The 18,392-nt window shown below is 67.4% G+C and carries 15 protein-coding genes; 6 read left to right on the top strand and 9 right to left on the bottom strand.

What is annotated here, in order from left to right:
• Nucleotides 1-395: 395 nt before the first annotated feature.
• The 5 genes from FHS28_RS02325 to FHS28_RS02345 form a co-directional block, all read right to left on the bottom strand.
• Nucleotides 396-2,954 (bottom strand): excinuclease ABC subunit UvrA, encoded by a 2,559-nt coding sequence (locus FHS28_RS02325; RefSeq protein ID WP_088449273.1) that lies wholly within the window; start codon nucleotides 2,952-2,954, stop codon nucleotides 396-398.
• Nucleotides 2,955-3,126: 172 nt separating this feature from the next.
• A complete protein-coding gene (locus FHS28_RS02330; protein WP_088449272.1) occupies nucleotides 3,127-4,740 on the bottom strand; it encodes a methyl-accepting chemotaxis protein in 1,614 nt (537 codons plus the stop codon).
• A 170-nt stretch (nucleotides 4,741-4,910) separates the two neighbouring features.
• Nucleotides 4,911-6,182 carry an SAM-dependent methyltransferase gene (locus tag FHS28_RS02335; RefSeq protein WP_088449271.1) on the bottom strand — a complete coding sequence of 424 codons (1,272 nt, stop codon included), beginning with the start codon at nucleotides 6,180-6,182 and terminating at the stop codon, nucleotides 4,911-4,913.
• Between the two features lie 17 nt (nucleotides 6,183-6,199).
• Nucleotides 6,200-7,090, bottom strand: coding sequence for a DUF1365 domain-containing protein (locus FHS28_RS02340; RefSeq protein ID WP_246409421.1), 891 nt, complete (start codon nucleotides 7,088-7,090; stop codon nucleotides 6,200-6,202).
• Complete coding sequence (locus tag FHS28_RS02345) at nucleotides 7,087-8,496, bottom strand: NAD(P)/FAD-dependent oxidoreductase (RefSeq protein ID WP_088449269.1); 1,410 nt, start codon at nucleotides 8,494-8,496, stop codon at nucleotides 7,087-7,089. The genes FHS28_RS02340 and FHS28_RS02345 overlap by 4 nt, the downstream gene beginning before the upstream one ends.
• A 346-nt stretch (nucleotides 8,497-8,842) precedes the next feature.
• On the opposite strand from FHS28_RS02345, the gene FHS28_RS02350 reads away from it, so the two are divergent.
• On the top strand, nucleotides 8,843-9,568 hold the full coding sequence (locus tag FHS28_RS02350) for a sigma-70 family RNA polymerase sigma factor (protein ID WP_246409423.1): 726 nt from the start codon (nucleotides 8,843-8,845) through the stop codon (nucleotides 9,566-9,568).
• 1 nt (nucleotide 9,569) lies between these two features.
• Nucleotides 9,570-10,274 carry a ChrR family anti-sigma-E factor gene (locus tag FHS28_RS02355; RefSeq protein WP_246409425.1) on the top strand — a complete coding sequence of 235 codons (705 nt, stop codon included), beginning with the start codon at nucleotides 9,570-9,572 and terminating at the stop codon, nucleotides 10,272-10,274.
• On the opposite strand, the gene FHS28_RS02360 is transcribed toward FHS28_RS02355, so the two are convergent.
• From FHS28_RS02360 to FHS28_RS02375, 4 genes are all read right to left on the bottom strand, one after another.
• Entirely contained in the window at nucleotides 10,237-10,770 is a 534-nt protein-coding gene (locus FHS28_RS02360; RefSeq protein ID WP_088449266.1) for a DUF2177 family protein, read from the bottom strand. The two genes, FHS28_RS02355 and FHS28_RS02360, sit on opposite strands and share 38 nt — an antisense overlap.
• A 200-nt stretch (nucleotides 10,771-10,970) precedes the next feature.
• The gene (locus FHS28_RS02365; RefSeq protein WP_088449265.1) at nucleotides 10,971-11,696 is read right to left on the bottom strand and encodes a DUF6134 family protein; all 726 of its coding nucleotides are present in this window, start codon (nucleotides 11,694-11,696) and stop codon (nucleotides 10,971-10,973) included.
• A gap of 109 nt (nucleotides 11,697-11,805) precedes the next feature.
• The gene (locus tag FHS28_RS02370) at nucleotides 11,806-12,642 is read right to left on the bottom strand and encodes a DUF1295 domain-containing protein (protein ID WP_088449264.1); all 837 of its coding nucleotides are present in this window, start codon (nucleotides 12,640-12,642) and stop codon (nucleotides 11,806-11,808) included.
• A 53-nt stretch (nucleotides 12,643-12,695) separates the two neighbouring features.
• Nucleotides 12,696-13,757, bottom strand: a complete 1,062-nt coding sequence (locus FHS28_RS02375; RefSeq protein ID WP_088449263.1) for a cyclopropane-fatty-acyl-phospholipid synthase family protein — start codon at nucleotides 13,755-13,757, stop codon at nucleotides 12,696-12,698.
• Nucleotides 13,758-13,923: 166 nt separating this feature from the next.
• Between FHS28_RS02375 and FHS28_RS02380 the strand changes: the two genes are divergently transcribed.
• Genes FHS28_RS02380 through FHS28_RS02395 form a run of 4 tightly spaced genes read left to right on the top strand, consistent with a single transcriptional unit; the run spans nucleotide 13,924 to nucleotide 18,384 of the window.
• Complete coding sequence (locus FHS28_RS02380; RefSeq protein WP_088449262.1) at nucleotides 13,924-14,295, top strand: response regulator transcription factor; 372 nt, start codon at nucleotides 13,924-13,926, stop codon at nucleotides 14,293-14,295.
• Entirely contained in the window at nucleotides 14,292-15,044 is a 753-nt protein-coding gene (locus tag FHS28_RS02385) for an HD-GYP domain-containing protein (RefSeq protein WP_088449261.1), read from the top strand. Before FHS28_RS02380 ends, FHS28_RS02385 begins: the two co-directional genes overlap by 4 nt.
• 13 nt (nucleotides 15,045-15,057) lie before the next feature.
• The gene (locus FHS28_RS02390; RefSeq protein ID WP_088449260.1) at nucleotides 15,058-15,897 is read left to right on the top strand and encodes an ABC transporter substrate-binding protein; all 840 of its coding nucleotides are present in this window, start codon (nucleotides 15,058-15,060) and stop codon (nucleotides 15,895-15,897) included.
• 3 nt (nucleotides 15,898-15,900) lie between these two features.
• Entirely contained in the window at nucleotides 15,901-18,384 is a 2,484-nt protein-coding gene (locus FHS28_RS02395) for a sensor histidine kinase (RefSeq protein WP_088449259.1), read from the top strand.
• The last annotated feature ends 8 nt before the right edge of the window (nucleotides 18,385-18,392 follow it).

The following is an 18,392-nucleotide window of genomic DNA, read 5'->3' on the forward strand; positions in this document are numbered from 1 at the left end:
TCTTCCGTTCGTGATAGATCGTGGTTGAGGATCTCCCGAAGAACTACCCGGCCCTTGAACTGTGGTGGAGGGGCCGGTCTCCCCACTTGCTCACCGGGTGTCGGCGAGGGGGTGGGTGTTGGTGACTGCGAATGCCGGAACAAGCCGCGAATGTAGGCAGTGAGATGGCCCGATTGGACTGTCAGATCTGACATCCGGGGTAACCCGTGTCATGGATTTGATGGGCGCCCAGGGCGATGAAACCGTCTGAAACGGCCTCGGGACGTGGCTTTGGCACGAGACAAGGCCGGGGAGAAGCGCCACGGGGCTGGCGCCCGATGCTGTGGCGATTTCGCCGCGATTGCGGGTTCCTCCTTGCCACCGCATCAGGGGACGGTGGGTCGGTGCGCTGGAACTTACCGCTGGCTGAGGTCGATGTAAGGCGCCGTACGGGAGGCCTTGGCCAGGGCCACCTCCTGGGGCGTGCCGGCCGCCACGATCTGTCCGCCCGCCTGGCCGGCGCCCGGTCCCAGGTCAATGACCCAGTCCGCCTGCGCCACCACCCGCATGTCGTGTTCCACCACGACCACGGTGTGGCCCGCATCGACCAGATCATTGAGCTGCACCATCAGCTTGTCCACATCCGAGGGATGCAGGCCGGTGGTGGGTTCATCCAGCACATACAGCGTGTGGCCGCGCGAAGAACGCTGCAGCTCCGTCACCAGCTTGATGCGCTGCGCCTCGCCGCCGGACAGCTCCGTGGCCGGCTGGCCCAGCCGCAGATAACCCAGCCCGATGCCCTGCAGCAGTCCGAGCGGCCGCGCCAGAGACGGCTCATCAGCGAAAAAGTCGAGCGCGGCTTCCACCGTCATGCCCAACACTTCCGCAATCGACCGCTCGCGGTACCGCACTTTCAAGGTCGCCTCGTTGTAGCGGGCGCCGTGGCAGGTGGGGCAGGGCGCAAACACGCTCGGCATGAACAGCAGCTCAACGCTGACAAAGCCCTCGCCCTCGCAGGTCTCACAGCGGCCCTTGGCCACATTGAAGGAGAAACGGCCGGCGTCGTACTTGCGCGCCCTGGCCGCGGGTGTGGCGGCAAACAGCTTGCGGACGTGATCGAACAGCCCGGTGTAGGTGGCCAGGTTGGAGCGGGGCGTGCGACCGATTGGTTTCTGGTCCACCTGCACCAGACGGCGGATGTGGGATGCCCCGGCAGCAATGCGGCCACCCGTCGGAGCGACCGGCTCCCCATCGAGTTCGTCGTTCTCCTCGGCGGGGGCACTGGTGTCCTGGCCGAGATGCTCCGACACCAGATCCACCAACGCCCGACTGATCAGCGACGACTTGCCGGAGCCGGAGATACCGGTCACTGCCGTGAACACACCCAACGGGAACGCCGCGCTCAGGTCCTGCAGGTTGTTCTGGGTGACACCTTCCAGCCGCAACCAGTCCTGCGGTTCACGCGGGTCGCCGCGTGACGGTCGTCGGGGATCCTTCGACGGAAACAGATGCGCCGCCGTCTTCGACCCTTGAACCCCGGCCAGCCCTTCCACCGGCCCGCTGTAGAGCACCCGCCCGCCGCGTTCACCGGCTTCCGGGCCGACGTCGACCAGCCAGTCGGCCTGCCGCATCAGCGTCAGGTCATGCTCCACCACATAGACCGAATTGCCCGCTGCCTGCAGTTGCCGCAGCGCCGTCATCAAGGCTTCGCCGTCCGCGGGATGCAAGCCGGCGGAGGGCTCATCCAGCACGTAGATGACGCCGAAGAGGTTGGAGCAGATCTGCGTGGCGAGCCGCAAGCGCTGCAGCTCCCCGGGGGACACGCTCGGCGTGGCCCGGTCCAGCGACAGATGCCCCAGACCCAGCGTCAGCAGCGGCCCCAGCCGCATCAGCACATCGGCCACGATGCGCTCGGCGGCGATCTTCTTTTCCTGCGAGAGGCCCGTGTGCCGCACCTGCTGCAGCCGCTGGGCCACGTCCGCCAGCGGCAGTTGCGACAGTGTGCCGATGTCCAGGCCGTCGAAGGTCACCGACAGCGCCTCGCGTTTAAGCCGCTTGCCGTCGCACACCGGGCAGGCGCCGCCGATCATGTAGCGGGACACCCGGCGCTTCATCAGCGCGCTCTGGGTGGTGGCGAAGGTATGCATCACATAGCGCCTGGCGCTGCTGAAGGTGCCCTGGTAGCTGGGCTCCATCTTGCGGCGCAGGGCATCGCGGGTTTCAGCAGGGGTGAAGCCCGCATAGACGGGCACGGTGGGCTGCTCGTCGGTGAACAGGATCCAGTCGCGGGTCTTGCGCGGCAGGTCCCGCCAGGGCTTGTCGACATCGATGCCCAGGGTCACCAGGATGTCGCGCAGGTTCTGTCCATGCCAGGCCGGGGGCCACGCGGCCACTGCACGCTCACGGATGGTGAGGCTGGTGTCCGGCACCATGGAAGCTTCGGTCACCTCATACACCCGGCCCAGGCCGTGGCAATGCGGGCACGCGCCCTGCGGGGTATTGGGAGAGAAGTCTTCCGCATACAGCATCGGCTGCTTGGCGGGGTAGGCGCCGGCCCGCGAATACAGCATGCGCAAGAGGGACGACAGACCGGTGACGCTGCCCACCGACGACCGCGCGTTGGGCGTGCCGCGCTGCTGCTGCAGGGCCACGGCGGGCGGCAGGCCGTGGATCGCATCCACTGCCGGCACACCCACCTGATCGATCAGCCGCCGGGCGTAGGGCGCGACGGATTCGAAGTAGCGGCGCTGCGCCTCGGCGTAAATGGTGCCAAAGGCCAGCGAGGACTTGCCCGAGCCGGAGACGCCGGTGAAGGCCACCAGCGCGTCGCGCGGGATGTCGACGTCCACATTCTTGAGGTTGTGCTCACGCGCCCCTCGCACCTGCACGCAACCGGCCGGTGCGGAACCCGGTGGTTGGGCGGCTACCGGAGCCCCACCCGTTCCCGACGCTGACCGTGAAGCCGCACCCGCCATGGCCGAGCCTGAAGGCCCTGGCCCTGTCGGGTGGGTCTGGCGTGCAGAACGGGCGGGACGGGACGAACGTGGCGAATCTTTCGGCAAAGCGGCACCTGACGGAAAGGGAGCAGGAGTATGAGACCTGCCGCCCCTTCAGCAAACCGGGTGCCCGCGCCCGTGTGCGGTGGCTTCAGCTGCTGCGCAACTTGAAGACGCGCACCGTCTGCGCCAGCTGTTCCGCCTGATGCCGAAGGCTGTCCGCCGCCGCTGCGCTTTCTTCCACCAGGGCGGCATTTTGCTGCGTGACCTGATCCAGCTGCGCCACGGCATCACTGACCTGGCTGATGCCGGAGGTCTGCTCCGTGGTGGAGTGGGAGATTTCGCCGAGCAGGTCGTTGACCTTCTGCACCTGCGCCACGATGGCCGTCATGCTGCGGCCGGCCTCATCGACCAGCCGGGTGCCCGTCTCCACCTTCTGCGCGCTGTCCTCGATCAGTTGCTTGATTTCCTTGGCCGCGCCGGCCGAGCGCTGGGCCAGCGTGCGCACCTCGGAGGCCACGACCGCGAAGCCACGCCCCTGTTCACCAGCCCGCGCTGCCTCCACGGCAGCGTTGAGCGCCAGGATGTTGGTCTGGAAGGCGATGCCGTCGATCACCCCGATGATGTCGCCGATGCGCCGGGAAGAGGTGACGATTTCCTGCATCGTCGAGACCACATTGCCCACCACCACGCCGCCGCCGGCCGCTGCGGCCGAGGCTTCGCCGGCCAGCCGCGCCGCTTCCTGCGCGGTGTCCGCATTGCTGCGCACGGTGCTGGTCAGCTCTTCCATCGAGGCGGCGGTCTCCTCGAGATTGGCCGCCTGCTGCTCGGTGCGTTGGCTGAGGTCGGCATTGCCGTTGGCAATTTCGCTGGAGCCGGCGGCGATGTGCTCGCTGCCCTGACGCACCGTGCTCACGATGCGGGACAGGGACGTCTGCATGTGCTGCGTGGCGCTGAGCATGTCCGCGACCTCGCCGCGGCCCACCACATGGATGTCCTGGGACAGATCCCCGTCGCCGATGGCGGTGACCGCCTGAATGGCCTGCCCCAGCGACTTGCGGATGCCGGTCACCACCGCCCACGCCAGGAAGCAAAGCAGCAGCACGCCGCATCCGCCGGAGAGGATGATGATCCAGCGATAGCTGTTGACCATCTGCAGCGTGCGCTCCGCCTGCTCGGCCGAGCGTTCCGCCTGGAAGCTCACCATCTTGTCGGCCGCTGCGTTGTACTTGTCCATCAACGGCGCATAGGTGCTCTGCGCCACCGTTTTGGCCTGGGCGAGATCACCGGCCTTCTTCAGCGCCAGGCCCTTGTCCCGCGCTTCCAGATACGGTTTGCGCGCGGCATTGAGCTCATCCAGGATGGCCAGACCTTCGGGACTCTTCTCGAGTTCCACATAGCGCTTCTGAACCTCGGACGTGTCCTTGGTGGTGGCGGCGATGGCGTCCTTGAAATAGGTCTGGAGGTCGTCGCCCTCGGACATGATCACCGCGAACACCCGGGTCGAATTGACCGCGATGTTGCTTCGCCAGCGCTGCGCCAATTGCAGCCGGTCCATCTGCTCATTGGCCAGATGGTCGACGGTATCGCCGAGTTGATTGACCCGGACCAGGCTGATGGCGCTCAGGCCCAGGAGGATGGCGGCCGCAATGGCCACCAAAAGCACGAACTGCTGAGCGATGCTGAATCGCGCGCCCAGGCCGCCCACAGCTGCGTTGGTGTGCAAGGTGGTCTCCCCGTCAGCCTCCAGGAGGCTTTCAGACATGCAAGCGGTCGATCGGAACGCCAGAGTGCTGGCGCCGTCGTCCGTCTTTCTCCCTGACGTCCCACGGCGAATGGTACGAGTCAAGGGCGATGCTCGCACGGGGAATGTGTCCCCGACTTGAGTGGAACGCGACTTTGTGCGCGGACACCGCGGGCCGTCGGGCCCTGACGTCAGTCCGCCGGGCGCTCCAGTCGGTACAGGCCCACGTCCACCCGGCCGGCCAGGAAGCCGGCTTCGCAATAGCAGAGGTAGTACTCCCAGATGCGCTTGAAGGGCAGGTCAAAGCCCAGCGCCTCGATCGACGGCCACTGCGCCAGGAAGCGATGGCGCCATTCGGCCAGCGTGCGCGCATAGTCGCGGCCAAAACGCAGGTCGGTGGAGAAGCTCAGCCCCACCTGCCGCGCATGGGCCGCCATGCGCTCGGGAGTTGGCAACATGCCGCCCGGGAAGATGCAGCGCTGGATGAAGTCCGGGCTCGATCGATACGCTTCGAAATGCGCTTCATCGATGGTGATGGCCTGGATCACGGCGGAGCCGCCGGGCTTCAGCCGGTTCTTCAGCGTCTGGAAATAGACCGGCCAAAACGCTTCGCCCACCGCTTCGATCATCTCGATGGAGACGATGCGGTCGAACTGCCCATCGACGTCGCGATAGTCCTGCAGGCGCAGATCCACCCGGTCCTGCACCTGCCAGTCGCGGGCCCGGGCCTGGGCAAACGCGAGCTGCTCGGTGGACAGCGTCAGACCCACGACCTCCGCATCGCAGCGCTTCGCCAGCGTGGCAGCCAGCGTGCCCCAGCCGCAACCGATCTCCAGCACCCGCTGGCCCTTTGAAGCGTCCAGCAACGAGACGATGCGCTCCAGCCGGCGCTCCTGCGCCTCTTCCAGGGTCGCGGCGAGCGGGGCGCCGTCGGCCTCGAACACCGCGCTGGAATACAGCATGGTCGAGTCCAGCCACTGCTCGTAGAAGCGGTTGCCCAGGTCGTAGTGGGCCGAGATGTTGTCCCGACTGCGGCGCCGGGTGTTGGCCTTGGCACGGTGCAGCAGCAGGCCCAGCCAGCGCGCCGGCCCACGGGCGCGGCCCTGGCTGGACAGGGCGCTTTCATTGGCAATCCCGAAGGACAGCAGCTCGGTCAGGTCGGGCGTGGTCCAGTCCCCATCACGGAACGAGAAAGCCAGTCCGAGGTCGCCTTCCATCGCCAGGCGCAGCAGCGGCCGCCAGCGGTGCAGATGCAAGGCGGCCTTGGGGCCAGGCAGCGCACCGCCCAGCACGGCGGTGCTGCCATCGGGCAGGGTCAGGTCGAGATGGCCGTGGCGGATGCGCTCACAGGCGCGGCGGACGGCGGGCAGGCGGAACAGCCAGTGGGTGGGTCGGGCAGGTCGCGAAGCCGGCGCGTCGGTGGACGACGGCGTCGGCGGGAGCGTGCGACTGTTGTGATGCATGGCGCTTCGTTCCTGGTTCACGGTCGATCGGTTGGGACCGGCTGCGCAGGCCGGACCACGGTCATGGGGAGATGGGGGGGCTGACCCCGGTCATGCAGGCGGGCGCCCTTGGTCCACAGCTTCAAGGCCTCCCAGTGGATGCCCACGATGACCTTGAGCGTCAGCAGTGGATAGGACACCAGCAGACGGAGCAGGGCGCTGTCGCTGAGCGGGACCCGGCGGGCGTCGTGCCGCGCATTGAGCACCGGCGAGCCGTCCTGGTTGTCATGGACCGAGATTCCGAGAGACAGCTGCTCGCGCGGCGGGTCGATGCGGAAGCGATAGTGCAGGTCCATGCCGAGGAACGGCGAGACATAGAGCTGCTTGTCGCAGCGCTGCTGCACCGTGCGTGCGCGCCGCTGCTCGGACGACACTTCCGCGAGGTAGCTGTGCCGCTGGCCGAAGGTGTTGTTGACTTCGTAAATGATGGCTTGCAGGTCACCGTCCGGTGCATGGCAGAACCAGACGCTCAGGGGATTGAAGGCGTAACCCAGCAGGCGGGGCATGGTCAGCAACCGCAGCCGGCCGCCGACCGGCAGACCGGCGCGGGTCAGATGCGCTTCCATCTGCGCCTTCAGGGCAGCCGCGTCCTTCGCCTGGCCGTCGCCATGGTCGGCGGGCCGGAAACTGAAGAGATTGAATCGGCCGATGCTGAACCAGCGCAGGCGACGGTCCAGTGCGGGCAGTTCATCCAGGTCGAGGAGCAGGGTGAACATGCGGTATTGCAGCCGGTGGCGCATCGGCCGCAGGCGCTGGTGCATCACCTCGCCGCGGTAGATGGCCGACCCCATGCCCGCCGCAGCCGAAGGGGAGGCGCCGACCGCTGATCCAGTGTCCGCAGCCGTGGCCGGATGTCGGATGTCCGTCATGCGGCGGCCGCCTGCGGCAGGTGGATGCGGGACGATTCCCCCTCCACGGTCCAGGGACGGCGCACGCCGCCCAGGGCTTCGGCCACCGCCAGGCCCGCCTGCAAACCGTCTTCATGGAAACCCGAGCCGAAGTAGGCGCCGCAGAACCAGGTGTTCTGGTGGCCCTGCAGGCGCCACAGCTCGCGCTGCGCCTGGATCGCGCCAGCGTCGAAACGCGGGTGTTCGTAGACCTCGGTGGACACCAGCAGCTCCGGACGCGGCGCCACGGTCGGATTGAGCGTCACGAACAGCGGCGTGGCCTGCGGGCCTTGCGGCAGGTGGGGCTGCAGCCGGTTCATCCAGTAGGTGACGGTGGGTGGCGATTCGCTCGCGGCGGCGCCGCTGCCGGCCAGGTAGTTCCAGCTGCACCAGACCGAACGGCGGCGCGGCATCAAGGCCGGGTCGTGATGCAGCACGGCCAGGTTGCGGCTGTAGGGCAGGGCACCCAGCACCCGGCGCTCATCGGCCGTCGGGTCGGGCAACATGCGCAGGGCCTGGTCGGCATGGGCGGCAATGACCACGTGATCGAACAGGCGGCTCAAGGTGCCGCTGCGGGTATGCAACCGCACGCCGCCGGGCTCGCGCAGCACCGACAGCACGGCTTCGTTGCGGTGGATGCGGTCGCCCAGCGGCTCGGACAGGCGACGGACATATTCCCGGCTGCCGCCATCCACCGTGCGCCACACCGGGCGTCCGGAGACCTTCAGCAGGCCATGGTTCTCGCAAAACCGCACGAAGGACGCCATCGGATACTGACCGATGTCCGACGCGGTGGACGACCAGATGGCGGCACCCATCGGATAGAGGTGGTCGTCCCGGAAGGCGCGCCCATAGCCGCGGGCGTCCAGGTAGTCGTCCAGGGGCAGGTCGCCGCAGCGGGCCACATCGGCCGGCGCTTCGCGGTAGAAGCGCAGCAGTTCACGCAGCATCTTGTAGAAGCGCGGGCGGAGCAGGTTGCTGCGCTGGGCAAAGAGCCCGTTCAGGTCCGTGCCCGCATATTCCATCCGCCCGTCGTTCAGGCTGACCGCGAAGGACATGTCCGACGCCCGGGTCGGCACCTTCAGATGCTCGAACAGGGCGGTGAGGTTGGGGTAGGACGGCTCGTTGTAGACAATGAAGCCGGTGTCGACCGGAACCTGGCGGATGCCGCAAGGCGCATCCACCGTGTTGCTGTGGCCGCCGATGCGGCCATCCGCCTCAAACACCTCCACCTCATGGCGCTGGGACAGCAGCCAGGCGCAGGAGAGGCCGGAGATGCCACTGCCGACGACGGCGATGCGAAGAGGGCGGCCCGGCGCGGTCGTGTCAGCCGTGGGGGCGCCAGTCGCGGAGAAGGGGGGCAGGGCGTGCGGAGGTGGGCGATCCATGATTCTTTTTGCGCAATTTTCCCTTGTACGGGGATGGGGTCACTTTGGATCGCAGGGCTTCCCCGGGTTGCCAGGGTCTGCGAAACGAGGAGCGCCGGGCGCTTGCCAGGCACTCGGCAGGCGCTTGGCAGGCGCTTGGCTGTGGAGGCGCGCGACTGAAACCCCGTCCCCCGGGCGCGAATCGCCCTGGTGGCGGCCGGCGCCGTGATCAGCGATGATCCAAACCGCCGTCGGACGCGTATAGGAGAGTATGGGCACTCTGCGACGCGACTCTCTGGCACAGACCCCGGCGACAAAGCCGGGAATGGCGGCTTCGCCCAAGCCGTTCCCGTCGCCCGTGCCTCACTTGAAGATTGTTTCCCTCCATGGCGAGCCGCCGCCCGATCCGTCTCGTCGGGTGCCGCCCGATGGCGCTGGCCTGTCCGCCGCTGATCCGTTGCCGACGATGGCTGATGCGGATGAAGCGGTTCAGGCGTCTGAGGCCGCCGCTGCTGCGGCGGCGTTGGCGGTCGATGGGGCCGGTGGCGCCGGTGCCGAATGGTCCCGGATGCTCCGGCGCATTGCCGAGCATCGGGACCGCGACGCCTTTTCGCGACTTTTCCAACATTTCGCGCCACGGGTGAAGAGTTATCTCATCCGCACCGGCAGCAGTGAGTCGATGGCCGAAGACCTGGCCCAGGAAGCCCTGGTGACCGTCTGGCGCAAGGCCGCGCTGTTCGACCCCGCCCAGGCGGCGGTGTCGACCTGGATCTTCACTATCGCCCGCCGCCTCCGGATCGACGCCGCCCGCCGGCACCGCCTGGAGGACACCGGCGATGAGAGCTTTGATTTCGACCGCCTGGAAGCCGACCAGCGGGACGTGGGCGAACATGCCGACGCCAACCGTCTGAGTCGGCGCATTCGTGACGCCCTGAGCCGCTTGCCTGCCGAGCAGGCCCAGGTGCTGCGTCTTTCCTATTACGACGACGAGCCGCATGCCCGGATCGCCGCGGAACTCGGACTCCCCCTGGGGACCGTGAAGTCGCGCATCCGGCTGGCCGTGGCGCAGCTGCGCAAGATGCTGGACGCCTGACATGTTAGCGATGACTGTTTCCGCCCCCGTGGCGCCGACCCGATCTCAGGCCGGCATTCACCATCATCCGAGCGATGAGCATCTGCTGGCCCTGGCCACCGGCGGTCTGCCGGTGGGCATCCGGCTGGTGACCCAGACGCATCTGGAACTGTGCCGGAGCTGCCGCGAGCGCGTCTCCCTGCTGGAAGCAGTGGGCGGCGTGGTGCTGGAAGATCAGCCGGCTGCGCCGATGCGTGCCGACGCGCTGGATCGCGCCCTGGCGCGCATCGACGCCATCGAGCAGGAATCGCCCCGCGCCCTGCGGGTGGCCGGTCCCCCGCCACTGCCCGCAGGTGCGGTCTGGCCCAAGGCCCTGGCCCACTGCAGCGCCACCCGCTGGCGCTGGCTTGGCCCGGGCATGCGCTGGAGCCGGGTGAATGTGCCGGAGGCACCGGAAGCGAATGTCTTCCTGCTGCGCATCGGCGCTGGCAAGTATCTGCCGCAGCACACCCATGACGGCGTGGAACTGACCCAGGTCATCTATGGCCACTTCCACGACGGCCGCGCGCTGTTTGGTCCTGGCGACTTCGACAAGGCCGACGGCGACGTGCACCACCAGCCGGTGGTGCAGGACGGCAGCGAATGCATCTGCATCGCTGCCGTCGAGGGACGGCTCGCTTTCGACGGGTTTATCGCCCGCTGGTTCGGGTCACTCGTCGGCATGTAGCCAGAGTGAGCGCGGTGGAGGCCCAGGCGGCCACCCCGCTCGCGAACGATCCCCAGACCAGATCCATCAGCGTGATGGCCCACGGCCAGTCGCGCAGCGTGGCCTGATTCGTCAGGTCATAGGTCGCGTAGGCCATCAGCCCGAAGAGGGCCCCCCGGCCGAGCGCCGCCAGGCTGCGGCCCTGCTGCAATGCAGGCGCCTGGCCGAAAAACACCACCCCGCCGATATAAAGCGCGTAGAAGATCGCGCCCGCGACCCAGTCGACCGTGGGCGCCATCAAGTGGCCGATGCCGGGCTGATACACCTTCTGATAGGCGTTGCTCAGCCAGACGGCGTCCATCGCCAGAAAGATCACGGCGGTCAGCCCATACGCGAGCGGCCAGCGCCACAGGGGTGCCGCGGCGGGTGCGGTCGGGGTGGGGGCGTCGTGATCGGCCGATGGGGCGCGGACACGCCGGGACGCATCACCGGCGGCGGACAGACTGGGGGCGGGCATGAGAGTCTCCTGAAATGAAAAAGGGCCAGAGAGCAGGTTCAAAAACCCCGGCAACCTGAGGCCCCGGGGGTGACGAGATGATGCGGCGAACGTTGCCGCGGACAGTGCCGCGAACGGTGCGGCGAGTGTGCCGCTGAAGCAGCCGCCAAGGGGTCGTGCAGCGGTCCTGACGCGGGCGAGCAACCGCCGTGAGGCTGTCCTCAAAGCAACCGGTAGGTCAGCACCCGGTCGCCACGCACGCGGGCGTCCAGGCCGAGCCAGCGCTGGTCGCTGCGGTCCAGCCAGAGCGTCAGGCGCTGGGCGTCACCCTTGGGGGGCTTGGTGAGGAGCTGCCAACGGGCAGCCAGAACTTCGCGTCCGGCGACGGTGATCGTGGCATCCGGCAGACGCTCCACCTTCACCTCGTCCATCTTGCCGGTCTGCGGATTGAGCAGGCGGGTCTGTTGGACCAGGGCGGGATGCCAGTAGGCGTAACTCATGACGCAGGCCCCCGCGCCGCCGGCATCCATCGCGCTGCTGCTGGCCGCGCCGTCAGGAGTGGCGCCGCCCGAGGTGGTGCCGTTGCTGCCGCCGCTGCCACCGTTGCCAGCCCGATCGCCGCCCTCCCGACGCCAGTTGACCTTCTCGGCCTTGCCGTCATCGTCGGTGGTGCTCTGGATGGCGTCGATGCAATCCCCTTTCCAGCGCTCCTGCGCCTGATGGCGATAGCGGAATACCGTCAGTCCCAGCAGCTTGACGGCCATGGTGGCGTCGCTGGTGACGGTGCGCGCTTCCGGCGGGCCGGACACTTCAAAGCGGTGCGTGCCGATGGGTTTGCCATCGAGCCGGATGTCGAAGTTCCAGGTCTGGGCCTGACTCAGGCCGCTGACCCCCAGCAGGGCGCCCAGTACCAGGGCGCCGAGAGGACGTTGGACAGAAGTGTGCATCTGCAAAGGACCGGGAGTGGAGGAAATGATGGGCCTCGCCTGACGGTGCCTGGGAGGACTGCAGCCGATGCCGAGCATGGCTGCCGCGCCTCTGGGGATGCGGCTCAGGTCAGGCGCGGGCGGACGCGGAGCGCTTGCGCTTGGGCGGCCACGGAATAAAAGCACTGGTGCGTTCGATGTAATCGCGATAGGCCGGCCGACGCTCGCCGATGTCCTTTTCCAGCAGGCTCACGCCGGACACCTTGAGCAGCAGCACCGTCATCAAAAGCGGAGAGATCAGTGCCCACAGGCCCGACACGCCAGCCGCGGACAGCGCCATCACGCCCACGCCCCACCAGAGGCAGCATTCGCCGAAATAATTGGGATGGCGGCTGTAGCGCCACAGGCCGGTGTCCATCACGCTGTCCTTCTGGCGCGGGCTGCGGCGGAAGCGCGAGAGCTGCGCATCCGCCACGGTTTCCATCACCACTCCCACGGTCGCCAGCACCGCGCCCAGCGTGTCCAGCGGTCCCCAGGCCGCCGGTTCCGCAGCGGCCGCAGCCAGGAAGGGGAGGCTCACCACCCAGCCGAGGAACGCCTGCAGCAGAAACACGAGGTACAGACTCTTGAAGGCGAAGCCAGGGTCATTGCGCTGGCGCATGTCCCGGTAGCGCCGGTCCTCTTCATGGCCCCAGTTGCGGACGGTGATGTAGACGGCCAGTCGCACCGCCCAGATCAGCGTGATGCTGATCATGAAGAGCGTGCGCAGGTCGGTGCCCAGCCGCCACACATACCAGACCGCCGGCGCGGCGATGAACAGGGACCACACCCGGTCCGCCACGCTGGCGTCACGTACCGCCACGCTCACCAGCCAGGTCGGCAGCGCGATCAGTACGCAGATCAGCAGACCGCCACCGGCCGCGGCCAGCAGGCTGGTGGGGTGGAGCAGGGGAGCGAGGAAGTCCATGGGATGTCAATCGAGAAGGGCGGATGAAGTCTGCGGGGCAGGCGGCGTTCCGCTCAGCGACGCGGCGCAAACAGATAGTGGCTCACCCACCACTGCTGGCCCTGGTCATAGGCAAACAGCTCCTGCACGGACAGCAGGAACAGCCGCCAGCGCTGCCACCACATCGGCGCCTGCGCTGCACCATAGACCGACTCCAGTACCGGCATCACCGCGAGGCGGTTGGCATCGAACTTCTCCAGCCAGGCGCCTGCTGTGCGGGCGTAGTGACGGCCGTCCCAGCGCCATTGCTGCTGCAGCGCAAGATCGCCCTGGCAGCGCAGGGCCAGATCGTCACTGGGCATCATGCCGCCGGAGAAGAAATACTGGCTCATCCAGTCCGTCTCGTCCCTCACTTCGAAGGCGTAGGGCGCGCCGCGATGGGCAAAGACATGCATGAAGAACCGGCCGTCATCCCGCAGCCAGCGCGACACCTTGCGGAAGGCCTGCGGCCAGTTGCGCAGATGCTCGAACATCTCCACCGACACGATGCGGTCGAACTGCCCGTCCATGCCGCCTTCGTCGCCGAGACGGTTGAAGTCCATGGTGAGCACCTGCAGGTTGTGCAGGCCGCGCTCCTGCGCACGCGCCAGGATGAATGCCCGCTGCGAGGCCGAATTGGACACCGCCGTGATGCGCGCTTGCGGGTAGTGCGCCGCCATCCACAGGCTCAGCGAGCCCCAGCCGCAGCCCAGTTCCAGGATGGTCTGCCCATCGGCCAGGCCGGCCCGAGTGGCGGTCTCCTGCAAGGCGGCGTCCTCGGCTTCTTCCAGGGTGTTCACGCCCTCCGGCCACCAGCAGCAGCTGTACTTCAAGTGGGGGCCCAGCATGTTGAGATAGAGCGCGGCCGGCAACTCATAGTGCTGCTCATTGGCTTTTTCCGGCACCAGCGCCAGGGCAGACCGGTCCAGCGACGCGATGAATTGCGCCGTCAGCTGGGCGGCCGATTCCGCATGCCGCGCCTGGGATTCATCCAGACGCTGTCGCAGCAACTGGCGAATGCCGGCGCGCAGCGCCACATCAGGCAGAAGTCCGCGTTCGGCCATCTGGACGGCCAGGGAGGAGAGCTTGAGAGTCATGGGACGCCTGTGCAGGTTGCTTGTTCGCTTGTACGCAGGGCGAGGCGCAATGGATCTGCGTGCTTCAATTTGCGCGCTTTTATCGATTCAGTCACGACTGAACTGCCATAAATATCAATGCGCCGGACCGCTCACTCGTATAGTGGGTGTTCAGAGAGGTGTGCCCATGAAGAAAGTGTTGGTGGTCGACGACCACGCCGACATCCGGCGACTCATCCGCATGACGCTCGACTTCGAGGACTTCGAAGTGCGCGAGGCGCCGGATGGTCTGGAGGCGCTAGCCGTCCTGCAGGGCTGGACGCCGGACGCCATCCTCATCGATGTGATGATGCCGGGCATGGACGGTTTCACCTTGTGCCGCACCATTCGCGAGCAGCCAGCCACCCGCCACATTCCGGTGCTGTTCCTCAGCGCCCGCGGCCATGCCCGGGATACCGCTGAAGGGCTGAAGGCGGGCGCCAGCGCCTACCTGATCAAGCCTTTCAGTCCCCTCCAGCTGATCCACGAACTGAGCCGCGCCAGCGCCAAGGCGGCATGAGCGCATCTCCCATGGCCGACACCAATTCTTATGACGCCCAGGCGTTTGCCCAGATGGAGCGCATCGTCTCGGACCTGCGCATCATGTATCGTGAGCGCAATGAGGCCCTGCGCCAGGTCACTCGCGCCCACCACGACGCGCTGATGCGGCTGGCCCGCGCGGCCGAACTCCGCGACGACGACACCGGCGTGCACATCTTCCGCATCGGCTATCTGGCTGAAGCGCTGGCGCTGAAGCTGGAGCAGGGCGAAGCCTTTGGGCGACTGCTGCGCAGTGCCGCCCCCATGCATGACATCGGCAAGATCGGCATTCCGGACCATGTGCTGAAGAAGCAGGGACCGTTGACGCCGGAGGAGCGGGCCATCATGAACCGTCATCCCGAGATTGGCGCGGACATCCTGGGCCGGTCCAACATCCCCTTGTTCCTGCTGGCGGCGGAGGTGGCGCAATGCCATCACGAGCGCTGGAACGGGCTGGGCTACCCGTGCGGGCTCAAGGGCGAGGACATTCCCATTTCCGCCCGCATCGTGGCGGTGGCCGATTTCTTCGATGCACTCGCCATGGACCGCTGCTACCGGCCCGCCTTTGCGCCGGAAGTGGCACTGGGCATGCTGCAGGAAGAAAGTGGCAAAGCCTTCGACCCGCGGGTGGTGCAGGCCTTCACCCAGCACTTCGAAGAGCTGCTGGCCCTGCGGGACCGCATCAACGCGGCGCCGCCGACGCATGACGAATTGCTGGGCAACTTCTGACAGGGAGGTCACCATGCTGCGAGCTTTTTTCCTGACGCTGATGGTGGGGATAGCGATGGCCGCGCCCGGCATCACCGCTGCGCAGCCGCCGGCACCGTCTCAGACCCAGGCCCCGCCTGCCAACCTCTCCACCCCGGTGCTGACCCGGCTCAAGGCGACCGGTGAACTGTCGGTCTGCATCTGGCCGGACTACTACGGCATCACCTTCCGCAACCCATACTCCGGCCAGTTGACCGGCATCGACGTCGAGCTGTCAGAGGCCTTCGCGAAGGACCTCGGGGTGAAGCTCCGTTATGTCGAATCGTCCTTTGCCACCCTGATCGATGACGTCACCCAGGGCCGTTGCGATGTGGCCATGTTTGCCATCGGCGTGACGCCACAACGTCGTGAACGGCTGGCCTTCAGCACCCCCTACCTGCAGAGCGACATCTACGGCATCACCACCCGCTCCAGCCGGCTGGTGAAGTCCTGGGACGACATCGACCAGCCGGGCGTGGCGGTGGCCGTGCAGGCGGGCACCTTCATGGAGCCGGTGATGGCTGAGCGACTCAAGCAGGCGCGTCTGGTGGTCATCCGGCCGCCCAAGACCCGCGAAGCCGAGCTGGCCGCCGGACGGGTGGATGTCTTCATGACCGACTATCCCTACAGCCGCCGGCTGCTGGAAAACGCCGACTGGATGCGGCTGATCCCCCCACCCAAGCCCTTCCATGTGATCCCCTACGCCTATGCGGTCCGACCCGGTGATGACGCCTGGCTGGCCCGCATCAACACCTTTGTCGCGGCCATCAAGGCGGATGGCCGGCTGGCCGCTGCCGCGCGCCGCAACGGCCTGACCGACATCGTCGCCCGCTGAGCCATGCCGCACCGCCGCCGTCCTTCCACCGTCTCGCTGGTCTGGCTGGCGCGCGGGGTGGGTGCGGCCCTGGCCTTGGCCGCCGTGGTGGGGATGGGCTTCCTGACGTGGCAAAGCCGCAATGAAGCGCTGGAGGCGGCTGAGGAGCGCAGCCACCTGATTGCGCGCGTGCTGGAAGATCACGCCACGCAGACCGTCGAGTCGGCCGCGCTGGCCTTGACCACCGTCGGCGACGGCATTCGCGGCCAATCGGCCATCGATGCTGCGCATGTCTCCCAGATGCTCGGGCAGATGCTGCTGGCGCAGCCCGGCCTGCGGGAAGCGGCGCTGCTCAGCGAAAGCGGACAGATCATCGCCAGTTCGGCCGGTCATCTTCCCGGCAGTCTGGTGCGGCTGGCGGAATGGGGGCCGTTGCCGGTCGGCGATGGCAAGGCCACGCTGATGCATCTGCAGCCGGGCCGAGGCCTGCTGGAAGGCCGTCGCGCCCAGCGCATCGATCAGGTGGCCTACCTGCCGCTGGTGATGCCTTTCCAGATGCATGCGCGTCGGTTCTATCTGGTGGCGGCCATCAACCCCGATGCGCTGGCCAACTACCAGCAGGGCGTGGCGGAGCCGGAGTGGCATGCGGCGCTGTTCAGCTACCAGGGTCAGTTGCTGGCAGCCACCACCGAATTTCCCCTGAAGCCGGGCAGTTGGCATCAGGCGCACCGGCTGTTCCGGGAGTGGCTGCCGGCGCACGCCATTGGGGACCGGCAGGAGCCCGCCTTCGGCGACAGCCAGCAGGTGCTGACCTATCGCGTCTCCCGATCCCGGCCGATGGTGGTGGTGGTGGTGCAGGAGCGCAGCCGCCTGCTGACGGACTGGCGCGACGACCTCTGGTTGAATGCCGGGGCGCTGCTGGTGATGGAACTGCTGATCCTGGGCGGCATGGCGGCCACGCTGCGCGCCTTGTCCACCCGGGCCCAGGCCCAGCGGGTGCTGGATGAGGCCTATGCCAAGCTCTCCGCCAGCGAGCAGGAAATGGCCCTGGTGCTGCGCAGCATCCAGGAACTGATCTTCCGCACCGACGCCGACGGCCAGCTGGTGTTCGTCAATGCCCGCTGGGCCCTGGTCACACGGGAGCCGACGGAGAAGATCCTCGGTCGCAAGATGTCCACGCTGGTCGCGCCGGCCGATCGCGCTCAGGTGGAGCGGCTGTTCTCCGATGCCGCGCCGGACGGCGTGCGTCACGCGGAGGTGAGCGTGCCGGTGTCCCCGGGCGAGCTGCGGCGGTTCTCGCTGGCGGTGGTGCCGCTGATGACCGGATCGCGCATCGATGGCTTTGCCGGCTCGGCCGTCGACGTCACCGAGCGGTATGAAGCCGAAGCCCGGCTGCAACAGCAGTTGCATCTGGTGGCTCTGCTGCTGGAGCTCAGTCCGCAGCCGGTCTCGATGGTGGACCGCGAAGGCTGCTATGTCACGGTCAATCGGGCCTGGGAAGACTTCACCGGGCGCCATCGTGACGAGGTGGTGGGCCGGCCGGTGGACCGCCATCTGCCGGAGTGCGGCATGGAGCCGCCGACGTCCGACTGGGTGCCGATGGAAGGCATCGAGGGCCAGAGCCTGCTGCGCTACGAGACGCAGTTCTACGACCGCAACCGGGACTGCCGCGATGTGGTGCTGTCGAAGGTCGTCGTGCCGGGGGATGAGATGGGCCCCGCCGGCGTGCTGTTCACCCTGACCGACGTCTCCGAATTCCGCCGCGCCGAACGGGCCACGACCGAAGCCAAGGAGGCGGCGGAGGAGGCCTCGCGGGTGAAGTCGGAATTCATCGCCAACATGAGCCACGAGCTGCGCACGCCGCTGCAGTCGATCATCGGCTATTCGGAACTGGGACGCAGCCGGGGTGAGGCGACCTGTCCCAAGCTGTCGGCCATGTTCGGCGACATCCACGATTCCGGCCGTCGCATGCTGGACCTGGTGAATGACCTGCTGGATGTGTCTGCGCTGGAAAGCGGCGTCGGCACCTTCAGCCTGGAGCGCTGCGACCTGCGGCCCTGCATCACGGCCGTGGTGCGGGAGCTCAAGCCCCTGATGGCCCACCGGCGGCTGACGCTGGAGATGTCACAGGCGCCGGAGCCGCTGGTGGCGCGGGTGGATCCGCTGCGCTTCCAGCAGGTCATCCGCAATGTGCTGGCCAATGCGATCCGCTTTTCACCGGAGGGCAGTGCCATCACGGTGCGCTCCATCCGCCGCTCGCAGGGCGAAGCGCATCTGGCCATCATGGATCGGGGGCCGGGCATTCCCGAGCCGGAGCTCGAGCGCATCTTCGAAGCGTTTGTGCAGTCCAGTGCCACCAGCACGGGCGCCGGCGGCACCGGCCTCGGCCTGGCCATCTCCCGCAAGATCATGACGGCCCTGGGCGGCCGCATCCATGCCGAGAACCGGCCCGGCGGCGGGGCGGTGTTTCATGTGTTGATGCCGCTGGGCGTGGTCGCCGAAATCTGACCCGTTAT

Origin of the sequence: Roseateles terrae (genome assembly GCF_014192155.1) — a bacterium.
GTDB lineage: Bacteria > Pseudomonadota > Gammaproteobacteria > Burkholderiales > Burkholderiaceae_C > Roseateles > Roseateles terrae.

Coding starts and splice junctions, on each gene's coding strand:
- FHS28_RS02325 (WP_088449273.1), bottom strand. CDS start 2,954: ATGGCGGGTGCGGCTTCACGGTCAGCGTCGGGAACGGGTGGGGCTCCG.
- FHS28_RS02330 (WP_088449272.1), bottom strand. CDS start 4,740: ATGTCTGAAAGCCTCCTGGAGGCTGACGGGGAGACCACCTTGCACACC.
- FHS28_RS02335 (WP_088449271.1), bottom strand. CDS start 6,182: ATGCATCACAACAGTCGCACGCTCCCGCCGACGCCGTCGTCCACCGAC.
- FHS28_RS02340 (WP_246409421.1), bottom strand. CDS start 7,090: ATGACGGACATCCGACATCCGGCCACGGCTGCGGACACTGGATCAGCG.
- FHS28_RS02345 (WP_088449269.1), bottom strand. CDS start 8,496: ATGGATCGCCCACCTCCGCACGCCCTGCCCCCCTTCTCCGCGACTGGC.
- FHS28_RS02355 (WP_246409425.1), top strand. CDS start 9,570: ATGTTAGCGATGACTGTTTCCGCCCCCGTGGCGCCGACCCGATCTCAG.
- FHS28_RS02360 (WP_088449266.1), bottom strand. CDS start 10,770: ATGCCCGCCCCCAGTCTGTCCGCCGCCGGTGATGCGTCCCGGCGTGTC.
- FHS28_RS02365 (WP_088449265.1), bottom strand. CDS start 11,696: ATGCACACTTCTGTCCAACGTCCTCTCGGCGCCCTGGTACTGGGCGCC.
- FHS28_RS02370 (WP_088449264.1), bottom strand. CDS start 12,642: ATGGACTTCCTCGCTCCCCTGCTCCACCCCACCAGCCTGCTGGCCGCG.
- FHS28_RS02375 (WP_088449263.1), bottom strand. CDS start 13,757: ATGACTCTCAAGCTCTCCTCCCTGGCCGTCCAGATGGCCGAACGCGGA.
- FHS28_RS02380 (WP_088449262.1), top strand. CDS start 13,924: ATGAAGAAAGTGTTGGTGGTCGACGACCACGCCGACATCCGGCGACTC.
- FHS28_RS02385 (WP_088449261.1), top strand. CDS start 14,292: ATGAGCGCATCTCCCATGGCCGACACCAATTCTTATGACGCCCAGGCG.
- FHS28_RS02390 (WP_088449260.1), top strand. CDS start 15,058: ATGCTGCGAGCTTTTTTCCTGACGCTGATGGTGGGGATAGCGATGGCC.
- FHS28_RS02395 (WP_088449259.1), top strand. CDS start 15,901: ATGCCGCACCGCCGCCGTCCTTCCACCGTCTCGCTGGTCTGGCTGGCG.